The organism is Barrientosiimonas humi (genome assembly GCF_006716095.1).
Lineage (GTDB): Bacteria > Actinomycetota > Actinomycetes > Actinomycetales > Dermatophilaceae > Barrientosiimonas > Barrientosiimonas humi.
On sequence record NZ_VFOK01000001.1, the window covers coordinates 275,575 to 299,106 of the forward strand.

Sequence of the window (23,532 nt, forward strand, 5' to 3'; positions counted from 1 at the left end):
GGTGTCCGCGCCGCCCCTGGAGGGGATCCGGGTCGTCAGCCTGGCGATCAACCTGCCCGGGCCGGCCGCGGCCGCGCGGCTGCGCCAGCTCGGTGCCGAGGTCGTCAAGGTCGAGCCGCCGAGCGGTGACCCGCTCGCGTTCGGCGTGCCCGACTACTACGAGCGGCTGACCGAGGGGCAGCAGGTCATGACGGTCGACCTCAAGGACGACCTGACCCCCGTCTGGAGCCTGCTCGAGACGGCCGACCTGCTGGTCACCTCGTCGCGGCCGGCCGCCCTGGCGCGGCTCGGCCTCGACTGGAAGTCGTTGCACGACAGGGCTCCTCGGCTGTGCCAGGTCGCGATCGTCGGGCACCCGGGGGAGCAGGCCGACGTGGCCGGGCACGACCTGACCTATCAGGCGAGCGCCGGCACCCTGCTGCCGCCGGCGATGCCCACGGTGCTCGTCGCCGACCTCGCCGGCGCCGAGCGAGCGGTCGCCGACGGACTGGCGGCCCTGCTCGCGCGCGAGCGGACGGGCGAGGGGCAGTTCCGGGAGGTCGCGCTCAGCGACGTCGCCGACGACCTCGCGCAGCCGGTCCAGCGCAAGATGACCGGCCACGGCGGGTTCCTCGGCGGCGAGCTGGCGTCGTACCGGATCTACGCAGCCGCAACGGGATTCGTCGCCGTTGCAGCCCTGGAGCCGCACTTCTGGGACCGGTTGCTGAGCGAGCTCGAGCTGACCGAGGGATCGGTCGACGAGCTGGAGCGGGTGTTCGCCACGCGCTCCGCGGACGAGTGGCAGACCTGGGCGCGCGAGCGGGACCTCCCCGTCGCGGCCGTACGACAGATCACGCACGGAGAGGCTTGAGACGCATGGAGCTGACGCGGACATACCGGTCGCCGTGGCTGGACGAGGAGCTCGACGACGTGCGGCAGCTGGCCCGCACCTTCTTCGAGAAGGAGTCGGTGCCGAACCAGGAGCGGTGGGCCAAGGAGCACCAGGTCGACCGGGAGTACTGGAACGCCGCCGGCGACGCCGGGCTGCTGTGCATCGCGATCCCGACCGAGTTCGGTGGTGGCGGAGGCACGTTCGCGCACGAGGCCGTCGTCATGGAGGAGCAGGCCGCCGCCGGTGACGACGCGTTCGGCTACAGCGTGCACTCGACGATCGTGGCGCCGTACATCATGAAGTACGGCACCCAGGAGCAGAAGGAGAAGTGGCTCCCGAAGCTCGCCACCGGTGAGCTGGTCGGCGCGATCGCGATGACCGAGCCGGGGGCCGGATCCGACCTGCAGGCGCTGCGCACGAGCGCCAGGCTGGACGGCGACGAGTACGTCGTCAACGGCTCGAAGACGTTCATCACCAACGGAACTCACGCCGACCTCATCATCGTCGTGGTGCGCACGGGCGAGGAGGAGGGCGGAAAGGGCCTGTCGCTGCTCGTGATCGAGACCGACGGCCTCGCCGGGTTCGAGCGCGGCCGCGTGCTGGAGAAGCTCGGCATGCCGGGGCAGGACACCCGCGAGCTGTTCTTCTCCGACATGCGGGTGCCGAAGGAGAACATTCTCGGCGGCGAGGAGGGCCAGGCGTTCCTGCAGCTCATGGAGCAGCTGCCGCAGGAGCGGCTGATCATCGCCGTGGCGGCCGCCAAGGGCGCCGAGCTGGCGATCGACCGCACGGTCGAGTACGCCAAGGAGCGGCAGGCGTTCGGCCGCGAGCTGATGAAGTTCCAGAACACCCGGTTCGTGCTGGCCGAGTGCGCCACCCAGGCCCGCGCCGTGCGCACGCTCGTCGACCACTGCATCGAGCTGCACCTCAAGGGCGAGCTCGACGCGCAGTCGGCCTCGATGGCCAAGTGGTTCTCCACCGACCAGCAGTGCCAGATCATCGACCGCTGCCTGCAGATCTTCGGCGGCTACGGCTACATGCTGGAGTACCCCATCGCCCGCGCCTACGCCGCCGCCCGCGTGCAGAAGATCTACGGCGGCACCAACGAGATCATGAAGGAGCTCATCGCCCGCACCCTCTGACCCGCGCAGGGCTCCGCCGCGCCCGGCCCGCCGCCCGCCACAAGCTGGTCGAGTAGCGCGAGGGACGAGCGCGTATCGAGACCCCGAGGTCACCTCGCCCGCCGCCCGCATTTCGTGCATCAGTGAACGATCTGCGGAGGCGGGCCGCGGGATTCCGGGTAGGCGCGCCGCATTTCGTGCATCAGTGAACGATCTGCGGAGGCGGGCCGCGGGATTCCGGGTAGGCGCGCCATATTTCGTGCACCAGTGAACGAAATGCGGCCGGTGGGCGGGCCTGGACCGCGAGGGCTGCCGGCCGGTCGGCGGGCGCGTCGCCGGCCCGGCATGATGAGGCGCATGAGCTCTCACACCGGACGCAAGGCCCTGGTCACCGGCGGCGCCAACGGCATCGGCGAGGCGGCGAGCCGGGCGCTCGCGGCCCAGGGTGCGACGGTCGTCGTCGCCGACCGCGACCAGCAGCGCGCCAGCACCGTCGCGGCCGAGATCGGCGGTCAGGTGTGGCCGATCGACCTGCTCGACACCGACGGCCTCGCGGGGCTGCGCCTCGACTTCGACATCCTCGTCAACAACGCCGGCATGCAGGTCGTCGCGCCGATCCAGGACTTCGACGTCGCGGCGTTCCGGCAGATCCAGCGGCTCATGGTCGAGGCGCCGTTCCTGCTCGTGCGCGCGTGCCTGCCCCACATGTACGACCGCGGATGGGGCCGCGTCGTCAACGTCTCCTCGATCCACGGGCTGGTGGCCTCGCCCTACAAGTCGGCCTACGTCACCGCCAAGCACGCCCTCGAAGGCCTCAGCAAGGCCACGGCGCTCGAGGGCGGCCCGCACGGGGTGACGAGCAACTGCATCAACCCGGCGTACGTCCGCACGGCCCTGGTCGAGGGGCAGATCGACGCCCAGGCGCGGGAGAACGGCATCAGCCGCGAGCAGGTCGTCGGCGACGTCATGCTCGCCAAGTCGGCGATCAAGCGGCTCATCGAGCCGGCCGAGGTGGGCGCGCTGATCGCCTACCTCGCCAGCGACGAGGCCTCGATGATCACCGGTTCGTCGTACGCCATCGACGGCGGCTGGACCGCCGGCTGACCGACCCGCCGGCCGAGATCGCTAGCGCCGCATGACCTTTCGCGACAACGCGTTGCCGGAGAACTGCGCCAGCTGCACCAGCACGATGATCACCACGACCGCCACCCCGGTGACGACCCAGTTGAACCGCTGATAGCCGTACGTGATCGCGAACTGCCCGAGTCCGCCGCCACCGATGGCCCCGGCGATCGCGGTCATGTCGACGACGGCCACGAGCGCGAAGGTGTAACCGAGCACCAGCGGCCCGAGCGCCTCGGGCACCAGCACGGTGCGGATGATCCGCCAGGGCGAGGCGCCCATCGCCTGCGCCGCCTCGATCACGCCGGGGTCGACGGCCACGAGGTTCTGCTCGACGATGCGCGAGATCCCGAACGTCGCGGCCAGCGCCAGCGGGAACAGCACGGCGCGGGTGCCGACGGTCGTGCCCATCACCTGCAGGGTCAGCGGCCCCACGGCGGTGATGAAGATGATGAACGGGATCGGGCGCACGATGTTGACGATCACGTTGAGCACGGTGTGCAGCCCGCGGTGGGCGAGGATGCCGCCGGGCCGCGTGGTCACGAGCAGCACGCCGAGCGCGAGCCCGAGCGCCCCGCCGACGAGCACGGTCACGCCGACCATCAGCAGCGTCTGCAGCAGGGACTCCTGCAGCAGCGGCCCGAGCTGGGCCCAGTCGGTGCTCCCCATCAGGCCGACACCTCCTGCAGCGGTTCGCCCGCCTCGCCCGCCGTACGTCCGTGGTCACCGGCCTCCTCGACCGCACCGATGCCGCGCAGCTCGGCGACCATCCGCTCCACCGCGTCCGGCTCGCCGCGCAGGCTCAGGGTGAACGTCGCGAGCGACTCCTCCTTCATCGAGGTCAGGCCGCCGTGCACGATCTCCAGCTCGACGCCCTGCTCGCTGGCACGGCCGAGCACCGCGCCGAGGCTGCGGCCCGCGGCCACGGTGACGGTGACGATGCGCCCCCGGTGCCGCGCGCGCAGCTGCGCGAGGTCGTCGGCGTCGGGCACCGCGTCGAGCGTGGCGCCGACGAGGCGCCGGGTGGCCCCGGCCGTCGGGTTCGCGAAGATGTCGCGCACCGGGCCGAGCTCGGCCAGGCGCCCCGACTCCAGCACCGCCACCCGGTCGGCCAGGCTGCGCACGACCTCCATCTCGTGGGTGATCACGACGATGGTGATGCCGAGCTCCTCGTTGACGCGGCGCAGCAGCGCGAGCACCTCGCGCGTGGTGTCCGGGTCGAGCGCGCTGGTCGACTCGTCGGCCAGCAGGATCGGCGGGTTGGTGGCGAGCGCCCGGGCGATGCCCACGCGCTGCTTCTGCCCGCCGGACAGCTCCTCCGGATAGGCCCACGCGCGCTCGGTCAGCCCGACGAAGTGCAGCAGCTCGGTGATCCGCCGATAGATCTGCTCCGGCTTCCAGCCGGCGACCTCGAGCGGGTAGGCGACGTTGCCGTACACCGTGCGCGAGCGCAGCAGGTTGAACTGCTGGAACACCATGCCGATGTCGCTGCGCAGCGCGCGGATCTGCTTGGGGCGCAACGAGTTCAGCTGCTGGCCCTGCACGGTGACCGTGCCGCTGGTCGGCAGCTCCAGCCCGTTGATCAGCCGCACGAGCGTGCTCTTGCCGGCACCGGAGAAGCCGATGACGGCGAACACCTCACCCCGGCGTACGTCCAGGGTCACCTCGTCCAGCGCGGTCACCTGCGACCCGCCCCGCGAGAAGGTCTTGCCGACCCGGTCGAGGCTGATGATCGACTCGCTCATGACCCCGCCACGTCCTTCTCGAGCCGGGTCAGGATGCTGCCGAGCTGGTCGGCGGGGCGGTCGACGACGACCGACGTGCCCTTGGACTGCCGCTTCACCGCGGCGACGACCTCGGGGGAGTGGTAGAGCTGGGCGATCTTGCGGTAGGTCGGGTCGTCCTTGTCCTCGGCGCGGGCGACGACGACGTTGATGTAGGGCTCGGCCGCCTTGCTCTTCGGGTCGTCCTGGAACAGCGCCGACTTGGGGTCGAGGTTGCCGTCGAGCGCGAAGTTGTTGTTGACGACCGCACCGTCGACCGACGGCAGCGACGCGACGGTCTGCGCGGCGTCGACCGGCTGCACCGTGACCTTCGAGGCGGCACGGTCGATGTCGGCCGGGGTCGACAGCGCGTTGCCGCCGCCCTTGAGCCTCAGCAGCCCCGCCTGCTGCAGCACGAGCAGCGCCCGCGCCTGGTTGGTGGGGTCGTTGGGGATGGCGATCTTGCCGCCCTGCGGGATCTGGTTCAGCGCCGTGTGCTTCTTGGAGTACAGCGGCAGCGGCACGACCTGGGTCGACCCGATCGGGGTGAGGTCCTGGTTGTCGTTGCTGTTGTAGCTCGCGAGGAACTGCAGGTGCTGGAACAGGTTGAGGTCGGTCTGCCCCTGCGCCAGCGCGGGGTTGGGCTGGGTGTAGTCGGAGAACGACACGAGCTTGATCTCGATGCCGTTCTCGCGGGCCAGCCGCTGCAGCGGCGGCCACCACTCCGCACTCGCCTCGGTGGTGCCGATGGTGACCTCGCGCGGCTCGTCGGCCGAGGCGCTGCCGCCGTCGTCCGCGGTCGCGCGGCCCAGGCCGAACCCGGCCGCTAGCGCGACGACGAGGCCGCCGGCGGTGATCGCCGTGCGCACACCCCGCCCGCGCGACCCGGGGTACGGCGGCAGCGGCGGGATCTGGCCCGTCGCGTCCGCGCCGGAAGAGGGGGAAGACATGTCGGAGGCACTCCTCGAGAAACAGCACGCCAGGACCTTCTGCCGCGTCTCCTCCTCCGCACGGGCTCGCAGGCTCACCCGTCCGGCATCGTCGACCGCGGCACAATCGCCGGCGCGAATGTGCTTGTCCGACAGGGCTGTCGGACCGGGTCTCACCTGGAGCACCCCGCCACATCCGTGAGGGTTGCCGCCCAGCCAGCCAGGGCTTGTCGCTGGGTCTCTCGACCGCCGTCCACGTTATGCATCGCATAAGGAGAGGTCAAAACGAGCGGGGGTGACCTCCCTCACCGACCGGCAGCGGCTCGTTAGGCTCTGGTCCCGTGAAGGGTCCCCTCGTCGGCTATCTCGTCGTCGTCGTCGTCGCGCTCGCCGGAGTGCTGCTGTTCGGCGCGGCGATGCTGATGCGTCGGCTCCTGGCGCCGGTGTCGCAGACGCCGGCCCGGCTGACGACGTACGAGTCCGGCGTCGACCCGGTCGGTCAGGGCTGGTCCCAGTCGCAGGTGCGCTACCTCGGATTTGCTTTCCTCTACGTCGTTTTCGCGGTCGACGCGGTCTACCTCTTCCCGTGGGCGACGGTGCTGCGTGACGCCGACCTCGGGGTCGCGAGCCTGGTCGAGATGGGCATCTTCATCGGCGTGCTGGTCGTGGGGCTCGCGCACGCCGCGCGCCGCGGCCTGCTGAGGTGGACCCCGTGACCGTCGACCTGCCCACCCCGCGCGTCGGCCCGCTCCAGGCCGCCGCGCCCAAGCCGATGCGGCTGATCCTCAACTGGGGGCGGCGCTACTCGCTGTGGGTCTTCAACTTCGGGCTCGCCTGCTGCGCCATCGAGTTCATCGCCGGCAGCATGGCGCGGCACGACTTCATCCGGCTCGGCGTCATCCCGTTCGCCCCCGGCCCGCGCCAGGCCGACCTGATGGTCGTCTCCGGCACGGTCACCGACAAGATGGCGCCGGCCGTGCGCCGGCTCTACGACCAGATGCCCGAGCCGAAGTACGTCATCTCCTTCGGCGCCTGCTCCAACTCCGGCGGCCCCTACTGGGACTCCTACTGCGTCACCAAGGGCGTCGACCAGCTGATCCCGGTCGACGTCTACGTGCCCGGCTGCCCGCCCCGCCCCGAGGCGCTGCTGCACGGCATCCTCGTGCTGCAGCAGCAGATCGCCGAGGAGCGCCTGACCACCCGGTCGTACGCCGACCGGCGCCGCTTCGCCGGCGCGGTCACCCGCCCGCTCGTGCGCCGGGACCAGCCGGCCGAGCCGCCGCAGGGCGACCCGTCATGAGCCTGGACGCCGAGCGGCGGGACTGCCCGCCGCAGGAGTGGTACGCCCTCCACGAGCAGCTGCGCGCCGAGGGCTTCGCGTTCTTCGACTTCCTCACCGCCGTCGACGAGACCGACCGTGACGAGGGAGGTCTCGACGTCGTGAGCCACCTCTACGACGTCACGCCCGGCGCGCTGCGGTCGGTGCTGGTGCGCACCCGTGTGCCGGAGACCGAGCCGCTGCGCAGCCTCACGACGCTGTGGCGCGGCGCCGCCTGGCACGAGCGCGAGACGCACGAGATGTTCGGCCTGGAGTTCACCGACTTCGACGACGGCAGCCGGCTCGGCATCCGCCCGCTGCTGCTCCCCGAGGGCTTCGAGGGGCGGCCGCTGCGCAAGGACTTCGTGCTCGCCGCGCGCGTCTCCAAGCCGTGGCCGGGCGCGAAAGACCCTGGGGAGTCAGGCGATTCGCCCGCGCCCCGCCGCGGTCGCCGCAAGAACCTGCCGCCCGGCGTGCCCGACTCCTCGTGGGGGCCGCGGTGATGGAGATGACCTGGCTCGAGGCCGGCGTGCGCGCCGCGCTCGTGCTCGTGGCCTTCCTGGTGCTGCCGCTGCTCGTCGGCCAGACCGAGCACAAGGTGATGGCCCACATGCAGGGCCGCCTCGGCCCGATGCACGCCGGCGGGTTCCACGGCTGGGCCCAGCTGATCGCCGACGGCGTGAAGTTCACGCAGAAGGAGGACATCGTCCCGGCGGCCGCCGACCGATGGGTCTTCCGGGCCGCGCCCGCGGTGGCGCTGGTGGCGTACCTCCTCGCGATGGCCGTCGTGCCGTTCTCGCCGACCCTGGTCGGCGCCGACGTGCCCGCGAGCCTGCTGGTGCTGCTGGCCGTCTCGGGCATCGGCGCCCTCGGCACGCTGATGGCCGGCTGGGGCTCGGGCAACAAGTACGCCCTCGTCGGCGCGATGCGCTCGGCCGCCCAGCTCGTCAGCTACGAGCTGCCGCTGATCCTGGCCTGCGCCTCGTTCGCCCTCGCCGGCGGCACCCTCTCGCTCACCGGCATCGCGCACGCGTGGACGCCGTGGTGGCTGCTGTGGCAGGCACCGGCGGCCCTGGTGCTGCTGGTGGCGGCGACCGCCGAGCTGCAGCGCCCGCCGTTCGACATGCCCATCGCCGACTCCGAGGTCGTGATGGGCCCCTACACCGAGTTCACCGGGCTGCGCTTCGCGTTCTTCCTGCTCGCCGAGTACGCCGGGATCGTCGTGATGTCGCTGCTGGTCGCCGTGGTCTACCTCGGTGGCTGGACGGGCCCGTTCGACGGCGCGCTCGGCTGGCTGTGGACGCTGCTCAAGGGGTTCGCGGTCGCGCTGCTCATCATCTGGATGCGCGTGTCGTGGCCGCGGCTGCGCGAGGACCAGCTGCAGCGACTCGCCTGGTTGGGCCTGGTGCCGCTGGCCCTGGTGCAGCTGGCGATCACCGGCGTCGGCGTCGTCCTCACCGCGTGATGTCCGTTCTCGGAGCGGCTGCTAGGTCACGTCCCTCCTGGCCGGTAGCGTGCGAGCGTTCCCGAAGGAGCCACCTCGGACGGATCACGTGATGCCTGGGCCCAGCAACCGACGCAGCCTCGTCCCGGGCCTCGTCAAGGGCATGGCCACCACCGCCCGGACGATGGCCCGACCTGCGCACACCCACCAGTACCCCGAGCGCCAGCCCGACCTGGCGCCGCGCACCCGCGGCGTCATCGCGCTGCTCGCCGAGAACTGCACCTCGTGCATGCTCTGCGCGCGCGAGTGCCCCGACTGGTGCATCTACATCGACTCGCACAAGGAGACGATCCCCGCCGGCCCCGAGGGCGGGCGCGACCGCCAGCAGAACGTCCTGGACCGGTTCGCGATCGACTTCAGCCTGTGCATGTACTGCGGGATCTGCATCGAGGTCTGCCCGTTCGACGCGCTGTTCTGGAGCCCGCACTTCGAGTACGCCGAGCACGACATCCGCGACCTGCTGCACGAGAAGGAGCAGCTGGAGGAGTGGATGCCGACCGTGCCGCCACCCCCGCCGCTCGACCCCGGCGCGGCCGAGCCCACCGAGGCCCTCGCCGCCCGCAAGCCGGTGCGCGGCCCCCGCGTCATCCGTACGTCCGCCTCGCCCGAGGACCCGAAGGCCGGCGACGCCAAGCCCGACGAGGCCAAGACCGGCGACGCCAAGACCGACCCGACGTCCGACGACCACAGGGCCGGCGACGCATGACGACGCACGACGTCTTCTTCGTGCTCGCCGGGTTGGTCACCGCTGGCGCTGCCGTGCGCGCCGTCACCACCAAGCAGCTGCTGCACGCCGCGCTGTGGCTCGTGGTGAGCCTGGGCGCGCTGAGCGGCTGCTACCTCGTGCTCGGCGCCGAGCTCGTGGCGCTGGTGCAGCTGATCGTCTACGTCGGGGCGATCGTCGTGCTGGTGATCTTCGCGCTCATGCTCACCCGCGCCCCCACCGGCCCGACCACCGCCCACGACACCAGCCCGCTGACCCGCCTCGCCGGCCTGGTCGTCGCCGCGGGCACCGGCGGTCTGGTCGCGGCGGTCCTGATCAGTGCGTACGCCGGCCGCGCCGACGTGCGCTCGCCCGGCACCGAGGCGCTCGCGACCCGGCTCTTCGGCACCTGGGTGTGGCCGTTCGAGCTGTTGTCGCTGCTGCTGCTCGTCGGGCTCGTGGCCGCGCTCGCGATGTCGCGGCTGCAGGTCGCCACCACCCCCGAGGAGCTCGCGGGGGAGGAGCGGTGATCCACCTGCAGCTGCCGCTCGTGCTGGTCGGCGTCCTGGTCGCCACGGGGGTCTACGGCATCGTCGCGCGCCGCAACGCGGTGCTGATGCTCATCGGCGTCGAGCTGCTGCTCGCCGCAGCCGGCCTGCTGCTGGTCACGATGGGCGCCGCCCGGCCCGACCCGCTGGTCGCCGGTCAGACGCTCACGATCTTCCTCATCACCATCGCCGCCGCCGAGATCGCCGTCGCCCTGGCGGCCGTCGTCGCGGTCTACCGCGCGCGCGGCGACGTCGACCTGACCCGACGCGGCGAGGACGACGCGTGAACCTCGCCGTCGCCGGGCCGCTCCAGCCGAGCCACCTGGCCGTCCTCGCGCCGGCCGTGGGCGGTCTGCTGACCCTGCCGCTCGTGCGCCGCAGCGGCCGCGCCACCGCGGTGATCGCGCTGCTCGCCGCGCTCGTCGGGATGGCCGCGGCCGGGGTGCTGCTCGCCCAGCAGGTCACCGGCGTCGCTGTCACCGGGCCGCAGACCATCGGGTCGCTGCCGGTCGGGCCCGCCCTCGACGTCCCGCTCCGGCTGCAGGTCAACCGGTGGAACGTGCTGGTCGCGGCGGCCGTCGCGGTCGTCTCGTTCGCGGTGCAGGCGTTCGCCCGGTGGTACCTGTGGACCGACCCGCGCTACCGCCAGTTCGCCGCGACCGTGGGCATCTTCACCGCCGGCATGCAGCTGGTCGTGCTGTCCGGCGACCTGCTGCTCACCCTCGTCGGCTGGGAGCTGATGGGCTGGTGCTCCTACCTGCTCATCGGCCACGACTCCGCCCGCGAGAAGGCGCGGCGGGCGGCGTACAAGTCGTTCCTCGTCACCCGGCTCGCCGACGCGCCGCTGGTGCTCGGGTTCGCGCTGCTGGCCACCAGCGCCGGCACCACGTCGATCCCCGCGGTGGTCGCCTGGTTCACCGAACCCCCGCTGGCCGGCGCGCAGACGGTGCTGACCGTCGCGATGCTCGGCGTCGTGTGCGGCGTGCTCGGCAAGAGCGCCCAGCTGCCCTTCCAGGACTGGCTGCCCGACGCCATGGAGGGTCCGACGCCCGCCTCGGCGCTCATCCACGCCGCGACGATGGTCGCCGCGGGCACCGTCGTGCTCGCCCACCTGCTGCCGCTGCTGCACGCCGCCCCGGTCGCCCGCAACGTGCTGCTCGTGCTGGCCGGCGCCACCGCCGTGCTCGCCGCGGCCCTGGCGTTCTTCCAGGACGACCTCAAGCGGCTGCTCGCCTGGTCGACCGTCAGCCAGGTGGGTCTGATGCTCGTCGCGCTGACCGTCGTGCCGAGCACCGCCGGCCCCGACCTGGCGATCATGCACCTGGTCAGCCACGCCGCGTTCAAGGCGTTGCTGTTCCTCATGATCGGCTGGCTCACCGTGCTCGTCGGCGGCACCGTCGTGCAGCGCATGTCCGGCGGCATCCGCCGCTATCCGCAGACCCGCACCCTCCTCGCGATCGGGCTGCTCGCGCTCGCGGGCGTGCCCCCGACCGTCGGCTTCGTCAGCAAGGACCTGATCCTCGACGAGGCGGCCAAGCACGCCGCCGACGGCGCGCGCTCGGCGGCCCTCGGGTTCGCCGTCGTCGCGCTGACCACGGTGCTGACGGCGGCGTACGCCATGCGCGCCTGGCTCGTCGTGCAGCACCGCACCGTCTTCGAGCGCCGCTCGCTCGACACCAGCGTCGAGGACAGCCGGGTCGTCGCCGACGTCGGCATCGTCGAGCTGCTGCGCGACGCGCCCCAGGTCGACGAGTTCGGGCACGAGGCCGAACCGGTGGTCGAGTCCGACCCGTTCGAGGACGAGCCCGAGCCCACCGCCCTCGGCCGTCTCGGGCTGGTCGCGCTCGGTGCCGCGAGCCTGCTCGGCGGTGCGCTGGTGATCACGCCGCTGCTGGAGATCGAGTGGCAGCAGCCCAACTGGCTGCTCGTCGCCGCCGCGCTGCTGCTCATGCTCGCCGCCGCGCTGCTGGTGCGGGTGATGTCGCTGCGCACGCGCTACGGCGACGCCGCCGAGCACACCCCGCAGCGCTGGCGCTCGGCCGCGAGCCGGGGCCTCGGCGTCGACGGGCTCTACGTCGCGCTGGTCGCCCGGCCGGTCCTGGCCCTGGCGCGCCTCGTCGCGGCCGGTGAGCGGCAGCTCGACACGGGCGTGAGCGGGCTGGCCTCGGGCGCACGCCGACTCGGCGACTCCGGGGAGAGCCTGCACCGGCGTACGCCCTCGTCCGGGTTGGTCGCGATCCTCGCCGGAGCCCTGCTCGTCGCGCTGCTGGGGGTGGCGCTGTGGTGATCGCGATGGTGGCGGCCGTGCTCGTGCCGCTCGTGGTCGGCGGGGCGCTGGTGTGCTCCGACCGGATGCCGCGCCCGGTGGGGCAGCGCACCGCGTCGGCCGTCGCGCTCGCCGCGGCGGTGGCCTCGGCCGCGTGCGTCGGCGTCACCCTGGTCGACCGGCCGGTGCTCGACCGGCCGTGGGTGACCGCGGTCGGGATGCGGCTGAACCTCGGGGTGGACGGCATCAGCGCCCCGCTGCTCGCGCTCACCGCGGCGATCGGCGTGCTCGTGGTGCTGTACGGCATCGCCCGGCCGCCGCGCGCCCGCTACGGCACCTACCTCGGCTGCCTGCTGCTGGTCGTCGGGGCCGCGCTGCTCACCTTCCTCGCGCGCGACGCCGTGCTGTTCTTCCTCGCGTTCGAGATCGTGCTCGTCCCGATGTGGTTGCTCATCAAGGGTTTTGGCGACCCGGCGACGCGCGACGCGGCCGCGGCGCGGTTCGTGCTCTACACCGTGCTGGGCTCGACGCTGATGCTCGTCGGCATCCTCGCGCTGACCTTCGCGGCCGGCACCGCCGACCTCACCGAGCTCGCCCGCACCCGCGGCTCCGCGCTCGGCACGACCCAGCAGACGATCGTCGCGGCGCTGCTGCTCGTCGGCCTCGGCATCAAGGTGCCGCTCTTCCCGTTCCACTCCTGGCTGCCGGCCGCCCACACCGCCGCGCCGACGACCGGGTCGGTGCTGCTCGCGGCCGTGCTGCTCAAGATGGGGACGTACGGCGTGGTCCGGCTGGCCGTCGGAGCGGTGCCCGAGGGCTTCGCGCGGCTCGCGCCCGTGGTCGGCGTGCTCGCGGTCGTCGGCATCCTCTGGGGCGGTCTGGTCTGCCTGGTCGAGCGCTCGCTGAAGCGACTCATCGCGTGGTCGTCGGTGGCCCACATGGGCTTCGTCATGCTCGCGCTCGCCGCCGGTGGCACGCTCGGCGTGCAGGCCGCGCTGCTCGGCAACATCGCCCACGGCGTCGTGTCGGCGCTGCTGTTCTTCGTCGTCGGCGGGCTCAAGGACCGCTGGCACGGCGACGACCTCGACACCGCCCGCGAGGGGCTGCGCGACGCGCGCCCGCGGCTCGGCCTCGCGCTGGTCGTCGGGATGGCCGGGTCGCTCGCGCTGCCCGGGCTCGCGACCTTCTGGGGCGAGGTGCTCACGATCCTCGCCGCTTGGGACCCCGCGCCCGGCCGGCCCGAGACGCTGTTCGCCTGGCTCGCGGTGCTCGCGGCGCTCGGCGGGGTGCTGGCCGCGGCCTATGCGCTGCGGGTGCTGCGCATCGTCTGGGCCGGCGGCGGCGCGCCCGGCCGCCCGGCGGACGAGCGGCTGCGCACCGACGAGACGCGGGTCGACGTGGCGCGGGTCGACGTGGCGCGGGCCGGAGCGACGCGGGCGGACGAGACGCGCGACGAGTCGCTCGCTGACGGCGAGACGCCTGCCGGTGATCCTCCGACCGGTGCGGTCGCCGTCGCCTCGCCCGACGCCGTCGGCGCGGAGTGGGTCGTCATCACCGTGCTGGTCGTCGCGGTACTTGCCGTGGGCGTCCTGCCCACCGCGCTCCTCGCGATCAGCGAGCCCGACGTGCTGCGGATGCTCGGGGAGGTGGCCCGGTGAGCGTCACGCTCGACTACGCCGCCCTCGCCCCCGTGCTGATCCCGGCGCTGGGTGCGCTGCTCGTGCTCGTCGTCGATGTCGTACGCCCTCGGCTGGGTGCCGCGCACTGGGCGCTGGCCGCGGTCCTGCTCTTCGCCGGCGCCGCGACCGCCGTGCCCGGGCTGCTGCCCGGCGCCGCCGAGCGCCGCACGATGTGCCTGTCCGGCACCAGCTGCCTGTACGTCGTCGACCGGCTGGGCGCGGTCATCCAGGTCAGCGCGCTGGTCTCGGCCGGGATCATCGCGCTGCTCGCCCTGCCCGTCCCGGCGCCGCGTGAGCGCGCGCCGATCTCGGTCGCGATGCTGCTGGCCTCGACCGCGGGCGCCACCGGGGTCACCGCCGCGCGCGACCTCGGGTCCTGGCTGGTGCTGCTGGAGCTGGCCACCCTGCCGACCATCGCGCTGGTCGCCCTGCGGGCGCGGCGCTCCGCGCTGGACGGTGCGCTGACCCTGCTGGTCACCTCGCTGGTGTCCTTCGCGCTGCTCGCGATGGGCGCGGCGCTGTGGTTCGCGGCCACCGGGTCGCCGCTGCTCGACGGTGACGCCGTCCTGCGCGCCGCGGCCGAGCCCGACACCCGCCGGGTGCTCGCGCTGGCCGTCGTCGTGCTGGTCGCCGGGCTCGGGTTCAAGCTGTCGCTGGTGCCGTTCCACGCGTGGACGCCCGAGGCGTACGCCGGGGCGTCGGTGCCCGTCGGCGGCTTCCTCGCGACCACCTCCAAGCTGGCCGCGCTCGGGGCGCTGCTGGCCGTGCTGCGCGGCGTGACCGCGCTCGGCGACGGCGCCCTGGTCGCCGTCGGGGTCGTCGCGGCGATCACCATGACCGTCGGCAACGTGCTGGCGCTGCGCGAGCGCTCGACGCTGCGGCTGCTGGCCTGGTCGACCGTCGCGCAGGCCGGTTGGGTGGTGCTGCCGCTCGCCACGGTCGCGCCCGGTGCGGTCAAGGCCGCCACCGGATATCTGTTCGTCACGAGCATCGCCACCCTGGTGGTCTTCGCCGGCGTCACCCTCGTCGCCCACGCCGAGGGCCGCGGGCGCATCCGCGACCTGGCGACGCTGCGCGGGCTGTTCCGGCGGCGCCCGGTCGCCGCGCTCGCGATCTCGCTCGGGCTGCTGACGCTCGCGGGTCTGCCGCCCGCCGTGCTCGGCCTGGTCGCCAAGGTGCTCGCGCTGCGGCCGGTCGTCGCCGGCGAGCTGTGGTGGCTCGCGGTCGTCGCCGCCCTCAACGCGATGCTCGGCGTCGCGGTCTACCTGCGGGTCGTGCTCGCGATGGCCGGCAGCGGCGCAGCCGACCCCGACGCCGTCCACGACCGCCCGCACCCGCTGCACCTGGCCGTGGTCGCCCTGAGCCTCGTCGCGCTCGCGGTGATCAGCCTGGCCCCCCAGCTGCCGATGGGCCTGCTCGACTGAGCCGCGCCGGACGTACGGCCCCCGGGCGGCCCCCGGGCGCTGAAACGCGGTTTCAGCGCTTCGACTCTGCTGCAGCGAAGTCACAGCGCTGAAACCGCGTTTCAGCGGGGCGGCAGCGCCCCTCCCGCCCCGGCGGTTGTCCGCCGGGGGGTGCGCTGGGCCGCACGGTTCGGCGGAGGTCCGCGAGGGCGTACGCCGGCGGCCGGGCTGGCCTGGTCACCCCCCGGCGGTTGTCCGCCGGAGGGTGCGCTGGGCCGCACGGTTCGGCGGAGGACCGCGAGGGCGTACGCCGGCGGCCGGCCTGGCCTGGTCACCCCCCCTCGGCGGTTGTCCGCCGGAGGGTGCGCTGGGCCGCACGGTTCGGCGGAGGACCGCGAGGGCGTACGCCCGGCGCCGGCGGCTCCGGGTCTCGCGCGATCCCGGGAACAACGCGGGGCTCCCGGCTCGTTCACGGGGCATGCACAACCATTTCAACGGCCTGAAGACCGCCGCTCTGTTCGGCGCGATCTTCGCCGTGCTGCTCGGTGTCGGCGCCGTGATCGGTGGCGCGAGGTATCTGTGGATCTTCGCGCTGATCGGTGTCGCCATGACGGCGTACGGCTACTGGAACAGCGACAAGATCGCCATCAAGGCGATGCGCGCGCAGCCGGTGAGCGAGGCGCAGGCGCCGGAGATGTACCGCATCGTGCGCGAGCTGTCGACCAAGGCCGGCAAGCCGATGCCGCGGCTGTACATCTCGCCGACCGCCGCGCCCAACGCGTTCGCCACGGGCCGTAACCCGCAGAACGCCGCGGTCTGCTGCACCGCCGGCATCCTGGAGCTGCTCGACGAGCGGGAGCTGCGCGGGGTGCTCGGCCACGAGCTGATGCACGTCTACAACCGCGACATCCTCACCTCCTCCGTCGCCGCCGCGATCGCCGGCGTGATCACCTCGATCGCGCAGATGCTGATGTTCCTGCCGATGCTCGGCGGTGGCGGCAACAGCGACGACCGCCCCAACCCGCTCGCGCTGATCGCGATGGCGCTGCTCGCGCCGTTCGCCGCGATGCTCATCCAGATGTCGATCAGCCGCACCCGCGAGTACGACGCCGACGAGGACGGCGCGAAGCTCACCGGCGACCCGCTCGCCCTGGCGTCGGCGCTGCGCAAGCTCGAGCAGGGCGTCGCCGCGCGGCCGCTCGCGCCGGAGCCGCAGGTGGTCAACGCCTCGCACATGATGATCGCCAACCCGTTCCGCGCCCAGGACGTCTCCAAGCTGTTCTCCACCCACCCGCCGACCGCCGACCGCGTCGCGCGGCTGCAGGGCATGGCGGGCTACCGCGGCTGACCCGGGTGGCAGCATGAGCGTGTGTCCTCGCTCACCATCGCTGAAGCCCGTGGCCGTGCCGACCTGATCGGCGTCGCCGGATACACCGTCCACCTCGACCTCGACCAGGGCGACGAGACGTTCGCATCGCGCGCCGAGATCCGTTTCACCGCAAGCAGACCCGGCGCCAGCACGTTCCTCGACGTCGACGCGCGCGAGGTCTCCTCGATCACCCTCAACGGGCGCTCGATCGACCCCGCGACCGTCGCCGACCGGCGCGTGGAGCTGCCCGGCCTGCAGGCCGACAACACCGTCGTCGTCGAGGCGACGATGGCGTACAGCAGGTCGGGGGAGGGCCTGCACCGCGCGGTCGACCCGGCCGACGGCGAGGCCTATGTCTACGGCATGAGCTTCCTCGACGCCGCGCCGTCGATCTTCGCCTGCTTCGACCAGCCCGACCTCAAGGCGCCGTACGACGTCACCGTCCACGCGCCGCAGGGCTGGACCGTCTTCGGCAACGGCGCGACCGAGCAGACCGGGCCGCAGGACTTCCGGCTCGCGACCACCAAGCCGCTGGCGACGTACTTCGTGACGGTGTGCGCCGGGCCCTGGGCCACGCTGCGCGACGAGCACGACGGGATCCCGCTGTCGATCAGCGCCCGGGCCAGCCAGCGCGACCTGCTCGAGGCGCAGGCGCCGCAGATGTTCGAGGTCACCAAGCAGTCGTTCGACCACTACCACCGGCTGTTCGGCGTGCGGTACGACTTCGGCGACTACGACCAGCTGTTCGTGCCCGAGTTCAACGCCGGGGCGATGGAGAACCCCGGCTGCGTCGTGCACTCCGACAGCATGATCTTCCGCGGCGGCATCAGCCGCGCGCAGCTGCTCGGCCGGTCCAACACCATCGCGCACGAGATGGCGCACATGTGGTTCGGCGACATGGTCACGATGACCTGGTGGGACGACCTGTGGCTCAACGAGTCGTTCGCCGAGTACATGTCGCACCGCTGCCTGGCCGAGTCCACCGAGTTCACCGAGGCGTTCGTCGACTTCGGCGCCAGCCGCAAGGCGTGGGGCTATCGCGCCGACCGGGCCCCCTCGACCCACCCCGTCGCCGGCGCGCCCGCACCCGACGCCCACTCCGCGCTGCAGAACTTCGACGGCATCTCCTACGCCAAGGGCGCCTCGGTGCTGCGCCAGCTCATCGCCCACATCGGCGACGACGCGTTCGTCGCCGGGGTGCGCGACCACATCGAGCGCCACCTGTACGCCAACGCGGGCCTGGCCGACTTCATGTCGGCGATGGAGCGGGCCAGCGGCCGCGACCTGACCGCCTGGCAGCAGGCGTGGCTCGGGACGGCCGGCACCGACGTGGTCGCGGTGCACCTCGAGCGCGACGGCGACCGGGTGACCGGCGCGACCGTGACGCGGCACGCGCCGGTGGAGCGGCCGGCCGACCGGCCGCACACCTTCGACGTGGCCGGATACTCCGGTGGCGATCGGGTGCTGCAGGCCGACCTGACCGCCGAGCGCGACGAGCAGCAGGTGCCCGAGCTGGTGGGGCAGCGCGTGCCGGAGCTGCTGATCCCGAACGCCGCCGACCTCACCTGGGCCGAGGTCCGGCTCGACGACGCGACCCTGGCGGCCCTGCCCGAGCAGCTGGCCGGCGTGCCCGACGGGTCCGCCCGCGCCGTCGCCTGGTGCGCCCTCGACGCCGGCGTGATGACCGGCCGCGTCGACCCCCGTCTGCTGGCCGGCACCATCGCGCGCAGCTGGGGCCGCGAGAGCGACGACGGCATCCGTGCCGGCGTGGCGATGCGCATCGTGCCGCGGCTGCGCGCGTTCCTGCCCGCGGCCGAGGTGCCGGACGCCTACCGCGGCATCGCCGCCGCCGGGCGCGAGCTCTTCGACCGCGCCGCCGACGGGTCGCCCGACCAGCTGGCGGGCGCGCGGCTGGTCGCCGGGGCGAGCGACGACGTGCAGCTGCTCGGTCGATGGCTCACCGGCGACGGCCTGCCGGAGTCGCTGCGCGACGACACCGAGCTGCGCTGGGCCGTGGCGCGGTCGCTCGCGCGCGTCGACGCCCTCGACGACGCCACGTTGCAGCGGCTCAGCGACGCCGACCGCACCATGCAGGGCGAGCTCGAGGGCATCCGCATCCGGGCGCTGCGGCCCACCGCCGAGGCCAAGGAGCAGGCGTGGGAGAGCCTTGCCCACGACGCCGACCTGTCCAACTACCAGCTCGTGGCGCACGCCGAAGGCCTTTGGGGCTCAGGCGATCCCGAGCTCCTGCGGCCGTACGTCGCGCGCTACTTCGCGGACGTCCCGCCCCTCGCCGAGCGGGTCACCGGCATGGCCCTCGGGCGGGTGGCGACCGCTGCCTTCCCGTGGCCGGTGGTCGAGCAGGACACGCTCGACCGTTCGCGGGAGGCGCTGGCGCGCACCGACCTGGCCGACGACGTACGTCGGTCGATCGTGGACCAGTCGTTCCTGCTGGAGTGCGCGCTGCGGGCGCGCACGGCGTTCCCGGGTGGCGACACGCCATGACCGTGCGGTGGAGCGTGCTGGTGCAGCCGCTCGACGAGCCGTGGCCGTGGCTGGCCGAGGAGCCCGACGCCGTGCTGCGCACCGCCTCGGTCGGCAAGTGCCTGCTGCTGTCGGAGGTGGCGCGGCGCTGGGAGCGCGGAGACATCGACCCGGCGGCCCGGATCGCTTGGCGCAGCGAGGATTTCGTGCGCGACTCGGGGTTGTGGCACGTGCTCGACCAGCGCGACCTCAGCGTGCTCGACGCCTGCCGGCTGGTGGGGGCGGTGAGCGACAACCTCGCGACCAACGCGCTGCTGCGCGAGGTCGGCGTCGCGCCCCTGGCCGCGCTCGCGGCGCGCTACGCCCTGGCCCCGATGGCGCTGCTCGACCGGGTGCGCGACGACCGCGACCCCGCGCAACCGGGCGTCGCCGACACGCTCTCGCGCGGCTCGGCCCGCGCCCTCGTGCGCTGGCTGCGGCTCACGCACGAGGGCGAGCTGCCTCGGCTGCCGCTGGAGTGGCTGGCCCTCGGCACCGACCTGTCGATGGTGGCCGGGGCGTTCGGGCTCGACCCGCTCGCGCACGCCGAGCCCGACCGCGGCCTGCTGCTGGTCAACAAGACCGGCACCGACGCCACCGTGCGCGCCGACATCGGGCTCGTGACCAAGCACGGCCGCACGGTGGCGTACGCCGTCGTCTCCGGCTGGGAGCCCGGCGCCGACCCGCGTGACGACGTGCTCAGCCGGATGCGCGCCATCGGCGGCGCGATCCGCGACCGGCTGGGGTGAGGCGCCTCAGGGGACGACGACCGACAGCGTCTCGGCGACGCAGGCGGGCTTGTCGGCGCCCTCGAGCTCGATGGTCACCTTGGTGGTGACGGTGAACCCCATCGAGGACGGCTCGACCGACACCAGCTCGACGCCGGCGCGCACGCGCGAGCCGACCGGCACCGGCGTCGGGAAGCGAACCTTGTTGGAGCCGTAGTTGACTCCCATCTTCACGCCCTCGACCTGATAGATCTGCCAGACCAGCATCGGGACGAGCGACAGCGTGAGGTAGCCGTGGGCGATGGTGCCGCCGAACGGGCCGTCCTTGGCCTTCTCGACGTCGACGTGGATCCACTGGTGGTCGCCGGTCGCCTCGGCGAACTGGTCGACCGCCTCCTGGGTGACCTGGTGCCAGTCGCTGTAGCCGAGGTGCTCGCCGACGACCTGCTGCAGCTCCTCGATGCCGTTGAACGTGCGCATGGCCATCAGTCCTTCGGCCCGCCGGCGACGTAGACCACCTGGCCGGACACGAACCCGGCGTCCTCGCTGGCGAAGAACGCCGCCATCGCGGCGATGTCCTCGGGGCGGCCGACGCGCTGCACGGGGATCTGCTGGGCCGCGGCCTGCTGGAAGGCCTCGAAGTCCATCCCGACGCGCTCGGCGGTGGCGGCGGTCATGTCGGTGACGATGAAGCCCGGGGCGATCGCGTTGGCGGTGACGCCGAACTTGCCGAGCTCGATCGCGAGCGTCTTGGTGAAGCCCTGCATGCCGGCCTTGGCCGCCGAGTAGTTCGCCTGGCCGCGGTTGCCCAGCGCCGAGGTGCTGGACAGGTTGACGACGCGGCCCCACTTGGCCTCGGTCATGTACTTCTGCGCCGCGCGGGTCATCAGGAACGCCCCGCGCAGGTGCACGCCGAGCACCGAGTCCCAGTCGTCGGTGGTCATCTTGAACAGCATGTTGTCGCGGATGATGCCGGCGTTGTTGACCAGCACCGTCGGGGCGCCGAGCTCGTTCGCGACCCGCTCGACGGCGGTGGCGACGGCCTCCTCGTCGGCTACGTCGCAGCCGACGCCGATCGCCTTGCCGCCGGCCGCGGTGATCTCGTCGGCCACCTGCTGGCAGGCGGCCTCGTCGAGGTCGAGCACCGCGACGTTCATGCCGTCGGCGGCGAAGCGCTTGGCCACGGCCGCGCCGATGCCGCGGGCGGCGCCGGTGACGATGGCAGTGCGTGTGGTCTCGGACATCCTTGCTGCTCCTAGGGATTCGCGGGTTCTGCTTCGGGTGTGGAGGTCTCGATACGGATTCGCCTAGCGGCTCGTCCTACTCGACCAGCTTGTGGGTGGTCTGGTCGACACGCTGCTGCAGGCGCTGCATCCCGCGCAACCACTTGTCGGTCTGCGCGCCGCGGAAGGCGAAGTAGTCCTTGACCTCCGGGTGTGGCAGGACGAGGAACTCCTCGGCCGCGACGGTGCGCACCAGCGCCTCGGCGACGTCGGCCGGCTGCAGCGCCCCGTCGTGCCCGATCACGTCGGCGAGCTCGCCGTCGCCTGGGCCGGGGTACATGTCGGTGAGCACGCCCTGCGGGCAGATCGCGTGCACGGCGATCCCGCGATGGCCGTACGTCGCCGCCAGCCACTCCGCGAACGCCTCGGCGCCGTGCTTGGTGACGGCGTACGTCGGTTGGCCGAGGATCGTCAGCAGCCCGGCGGCCGAGGCGGTCACCACGAAGCGGCCGGAGCCGCGCTCGAGCCAGCGGGGGACCAGCAGCTCGGCGGCGCGCACGTGCGCCATCACGTTGACCTGCCAGGAGTCGGCCCAGTCCTGCTCGGACGAGCCGGCCAGCCCCTCGCCGCGCGCGATGCCGGCGTTGCCGACCCACACGTCGATCTCGCCGAGGTGGTCGGTCGCGGCGTCGACGAGCGCGCGCACGCCCTCGGGCGAGGCGGCGTCTCCGGCCACCGGGTGCGCGCCCAGCCGGTCGGCGACCTGCTGCAGCGGCTCGGCCAGCACGTCGGCGACGACGAGGCGGGCGCCCTCGGCCTGCAGCCGCTCGGCGATCGCCGCCCCGATGCCGCGCGCGGCACCCGTGACGACGACCCCGGCGCCCCGCCAGTCCTGCATGCTCAGACGCCGCCGCGCAGCGTGATGCCGCCGTCGACCACCAGGGTCTGGCCGGTCGTCCAGGCCGCGTCGTCGCTCGCGAGGTAGGCGACGGCGGCGCCGATGTCCTCGGGCTCGCCCAGGCGCTTCAGCGGGTAGGGCTCGGAGACCTCTTCCTCCTTGCCCTCGTAGAGGGCCTCGGCGAAGCGGGTCTTGACCACGGCCGGCGCGACGGCGTTGACCCGGACGGTGGGTCCGAGCTCCATCGCGAGCTCCTCGGTGAGGTGGATGACGGCAGCCTTCGACACGCCGTACATCGCGATGCCGGGGGCGGGGCGCAGCCCCGCGATCGAGGCGACGTTGACGATCGAGCCGCCGCGCTCCTTCATCGACGCGGCGTACGCCTTCTTGACCCACTCGAGCGCGGCGATCACGTTGACCTCGAAGATCTTTCGCGACACCTCGACGTCGACGTCGAGCAGCGGTCCGAAGGCCGGGTTGATGCCGGTGTTGTTGACGAGCACGTCGAGCGAGCCGAACGTGTCGATCGCCGCCCTGATCGCCTCGTCCTGGTGGGCGGCGTCGTCGGCGCGGCCCGCGACGGCCAGCGCGACGTCGGGGCCGCCGAGCTCGGCGACCGCGGCGTCGAGCGCCTCCTGCTTGCGCGCGGTGATGACGACCTTGGCGCCCTCGCTGACCAGGCGCTGGGCCACCGCGAGGCCGATGCCGCGGCTCGCTCCGGTGATGATCGCGACCTTGCCGTTCAACCGGTTGCTCACGCGTGCTCCTTCTGCCAGTGGCGGCTGGGAAATGCGACTAAGCGCTTGCTTAGCGTCCCGCATGGGGCCATGCTCGTCAATGGATTGCGGCATGATCCGTGCGGACCGACACGAGATCGCTCGAGGAAGGGGTGTCGATGGCACGCCAGACGCCGGCAGCTCGCCAGTCAGAGCAGGAAGCGCGCGAGCGGCTGGTCGAAGCGGCGCGAATCGCCTTCGGCAGCAACGGTTTCCACGGCACCACCACGCGACACATCGCGGCCGAGGCCGGCATGAGCCCGGCCGCCGTCTATGTCCACCACCCCTCCAAGGAGGCGCTGCTCTTCGCGATCTCGCGCGAGGGCCACCTGGCCTCGCTCGACGCGGTGAGCGACGCCGCCGCCTCCGCGGGCGCGCCGGGGGAGCGGGTGCGCGCGATCGTCCGGGCCTTCGTGCTGCGCCAGGCCGAGCACCACGACACCGCGCGCATCGTGAACTACGAGCTCGGCGCGCTCTCGCCCGAGCACCGTGCCGAGATCGACGTGCTGCGCCGCAAGATCCAGCAGACCCTGGTCGACGCGATCGTCGAGGGCGTCGACGCCGGCGCCTTCCCCGCCGTCGACCCCTCGCTCACCGCCACCGCGATCATGGGCATGTCGATCGACGTGGGCCGGTGGTACCGCGACGAGGGCACCTGGACCCCGCCCCAGGTCGCCGACCACCTGGCCGAGATGGCCGTACGCATGGTGCGCGCCTGAGCCGCGCCCCCCGTGCCGCTCGGGGTCGATATCGACCCGGTCTGCCCGGCTCAGCGGTAGTTGGTGAAC

Annotated in this window: 24 protein-coding genes and 1 riboswitch; of the genes, 17 read left to right on the forward strand and 7 right to left on the reverse strand. The window is 72.9% G+C overall.

Features of this window, described 5'->3' with window-relative positions; genetic code table 11:
• Position 1: 1 nt before the first annotated feature.
• The 3 genes from FB554_RS01285 (at position 2) to FB554_RS01295 (ending at position 3,096) form a co-directional block, all read left to right on the forward strand.
• Positions 2 to 850, forward strand: coding sequence for a CoA transferase (locus FB554_RS01285; RefSeq protein WP_142004276.1), 849 nt, complete (start codon positions 2 to 4; stop codon positions 848 to 850).
• Between the two features lie 5 nt (positions 851 to 855).
• Positions 856 to 2,013, forward strand: coding sequence for an acyl-CoA dehydrogenase family protein (locus FB554_RS01290; protein WP_142004277.1), 1,158 nt, complete (start codon positions 856 to 858; stop codon positions 2,011 to 2,013).
• 336 nt (positions 2,014 to 2,349) lie between these two features.
• Positions 2,350 to 3,096 (forward strand): SDR family oxidoreductase, encoded by a 747-nt coding sequence (locus tag FB554_RS01295; protein WP_142004278.1) that lies wholly within the window; start codon positions 2,350 to 2,352, stop codon positions 3,094 to 3,096.
• Positions 3,097 to 3,117: 21 nt separating this feature from the next.
• Here the strand turns inward: FB554_RS01295 and FB554_RS01300 are convergent, their stop codons facing one another.
• The 3 genes from FB554_RS01300 to FB554_RS01310 are packed head-to-tail and all read right to left on the reverse strand — an operon-like array spanning position 3,118 to position 5,827.
• Positions 3,118 to 3,783, reverse strand: coding sequence for a methionine ABC transporter permease (locus tag FB554_RS01300; RefSeq protein WP_142004279.1), 666 nt, complete (start codon positions 3,781 to 3,783; stop codon positions 3,118 to 3,120).
• Positions 3,783 to 4,859: a methionine ABC transporter ATP-binding protein gene (locus tag FB554_RS01305; RefSeq protein ID WP_142004280.1), complete on the reverse strand. Its 1,077-nt coding sequence runs from the start codon at positions 4,857 to 4,859 to the stop codon at positions 3,783 to 3,785. Before FB554_RS01305 ends, FB554_RS01300 begins: the two co-directional genes overlap by 1 nt.
• The gene (locus FB554_RS01310; RefSeq protein ID WP_142004281.1) at positions 4,856 to 5,827 is read right to left on the reverse strand and encodes a MetQ/NlpA family ABC transporter substrate-binding protein; all 972 of its coding nucleotides are present in this window, start codon (positions 5,825 to 5,827) and stop codon (positions 4,856 to 4,858) included. Before FB554_RS01310 ends, FB554_RS01305 begins: the two co-directional genes overlap by 4 nt.
• A gap of 115 nt (positions 5,828 to 5,942) precedes the next feature.
• Positions 5,943 to 6,054, reverse strand: a riboswitch (SAM riboswitch).
• A gap of 93 nt (positions 6,055 to 6,147) precedes the next feature.
• Between FB554_RS01310 and FB554_RS01315 the strand changes: the two genes are divergently transcribed.
• From FB554_RS01315 to FB554_RS01375, 13 genes are all read left to right on the forward strand, one after another.
• Positions 6,148 to 6,522, forward strand: coding sequence for an NADH-quinone oxidoreductase subunit A (locus FB554_RS01315; protein ID WP_142004282.1), 375 nt, complete (start codon positions 6,148 to 6,150; stop codon positions 6,520 to 6,522).
• A 56-nt stretch (positions 6,523 to 6,578) separates the two neighbouring features.
• A complete protein-coding gene (locus FB554_RS01320) occupies positions 6,579 to 7,106 on the forward strand; it encodes an NADH-quinone oxidoreductase subunit B (protein ID WP_236022422.1) in 528 nt (175 codons plus the stop codon).
• A complete protein-coding gene (locus FB554_RS01325; protein ID WP_142004284.1) occupies positions 7,103 to 7,627 on the forward strand; it encodes an NADH-quinone oxidoreductase subunit C in 525 nt (174 codons plus the stop codon). Before FB554_RS01320 ends, FB554_RS01325 begins: the two co-directional genes overlap by 4 nt.
• Before the next feature lie 5 nt (positions 7,628 to 7,632).
• Positions 7,633 to 8,589, forward strand: a complete 957-nt coding sequence (locus FB554_RS01330) for a complex I subunit 1/NuoH family protein (protein WP_142004285.1) — start codon at positions 7,633 to 7,635, stop codon at positions 8,587 to 8,589.
• Positions 8,590 to 8,680: 91 nt separating this feature from the next.
• On the forward strand, positions 8,681 to 9,334 hold the full coding sequence (locus FB554_RS01335) for a NuoI/complex I 23 kDa subunit family protein (RefSeq protein WP_142004286.1): 654 nt from the start codon (positions 8,681 to 8,683) through the stop codon (positions 9,332 to 9,334).
• A complete protein-coding gene (locus tag FB554_RS01340) occupies positions 9,331 to 9,861 on the forward strand; it encodes an NADH-quinone oxidoreductase subunit J family protein (protein WP_142004287.1) in 531 nt (176 codons plus the stop codon). Before FB554_RS01335 ends, FB554_RS01340 begins: the two co-directional genes overlap by 4 nt.
• On the forward strand, positions 9,858 to 10,166 hold the full coding sequence (gene nuoK, locus FB554_RS01345) for an NADH-quinone oxidoreductase subunit NuoK (RefSeq protein WP_142004288.1): 309 nt from the start codon (positions 9,858 to 9,860) through the stop codon (positions 10,164 to 10,166). The genes FB554_RS01340 and nuoK overlap by 4 nt, the downstream gene beginning before the upstream one ends.
• Positions 10,163 to 12,166 (forward strand): NADH-quinone oxidoreductase subunit 5 family protein, encoded by a 2,004-nt coding sequence (locus FB554_RS01350; protein ID WP_142004289.1) that lies wholly within the window; start codon positions 10,163 to 10,165, stop codon positions 12,164 to 12,166. Before nuoK ends, FB554_RS01350 begins: the two co-directional genes overlap by 4 nt.
• Positions 12,167 to 12,171: 5 nt before the next feature.
• Positions 12,172 to 13,803, forward strand: a complete 1,632-nt coding sequence (locus tag FB554_RS01355; RefSeq protein ID WP_236022423.1) for a complex I subunit 4 family protein — start codon at positions 12,172 to 12,174, stop codon at positions 13,801 to 13,803.
• Positions 13,800 to 15,248, forward strand: coding sequence for an NADH-quinone oxidoreductase subunit N (locus tag FB554_RS01360; protein WP_142004291.1), 1,449 nt, complete (start codon positions 13,800 to 13,802; stop codon positions 15,246 to 15,248). Before FB554_RS01355 ends, FB554_RS01360 begins: the two co-directional genes overlap by 4 nt.
• A 457-nt stretch (positions 15,249 to 15,705) precedes the next feature.
• Positions 15,706 to 16,575, forward strand: a complete 870-nt coding sequence (gene htpX / locus FB554_RS01365) for a zinc metalloprotease HtpX (protein WP_142004292.1) — start codon at positions 15,706 to 15,708, stop codon at positions 16,573 to 16,575.
• A gap of 21 nt (positions 16,576 to 16,596) precedes the next feature.
• Entirely contained in the window at positions 16,597 to 19,101 is a 2,505-nt protein-coding gene (pepN, locus tag FB554_RS01370; RefSeq protein ID WP_142004293.1) for an aminopeptidase N, read from the forward strand.
• On the forward strand, positions 19,098 to 19,868 hold the full coding sequence (locus FB554_RS01375; protein ID WP_142004294.1) for a serine hydrolase: 771 nt from the start codon (positions 19,098 to 19,100) through the stop codon (positions 19,866 to 19,868). The genes pepN and FB554_RS01375 overlap by 4 nt, the downstream gene beginning before the upstream one ends.
• A 6-nt stretch (positions 19,869 to 19,874) precedes the next feature.
• Here FB554_RS01375 and FB554_RS01380 read toward each other — a convergent pair whose 3' ends face one another.
• From FB554_RS01380 to FB554_RS01395, 4 genes are all read right to left on the reverse strand, one after another.
• Positions 19,875 to 20,333, reverse strand: a complete 459-nt coding sequence (locus FB554_RS01380) for a MaoC family dehydratase (RefSeq protein ID WP_338070545.1) — start codon at positions 20,331 to 20,333, stop codon at positions 19,875 to 19,877.
• Entirely contained in the window at positions 20,333 to 21,091 is a 759-nt protein-coding gene (gene fabG / locus FB554_RS01385) for a 3-oxoacyl-ACP reductase FabG (RefSeq protein WP_142004296.1), read from the reverse strand. The genes FB554_RS01380 and fabG overlap by 1 nt, the downstream gene beginning before the upstream one ends.
• A gap of 76 nt (positions 21,092 to 21,167) precedes the next feature.
• Positions 21,168 to 21,968: an SDR family oxidoreductase gene (locus FB554_RS01390; protein WP_142004297.1), complete on the reverse strand. Its 801-nt coding sequence runs from the start codon at positions 21,966 to 21,968 to the stop codon at positions 21,168 to 21,170.
• Between the two features lie 2 nt (positions 21,969 to 21,970).
• A complete protein-coding gene (locus FB554_RS01395; RefSeq protein WP_236022211.1) occupies positions 21,971 to 22,726 on the reverse strand; it encodes an SDR family oxidoreductase in 756 nt (251 codons plus the stop codon).
• 137 nt (positions 22,727 to 22,863) lie between these two features.
• Between FB554_RS01395 and FB554_RS01400 the strand changes: the two genes are divergently transcribed.
• Positions 22,864 to 23,463 carry a TetR/AcrR family transcriptional regulator gene (locus tag FB554_RS01400; protein WP_142004299.1) on the forward strand — a complete coding sequence of 200 codons (600 nt, stop codon included), beginning with the start codon at positions 22,864 to 22,866 and terminating at the stop codon, positions 23,461 to 23,463.
• Positions 23,464 to 23,532: the final 69 nt, after the last annotated feature.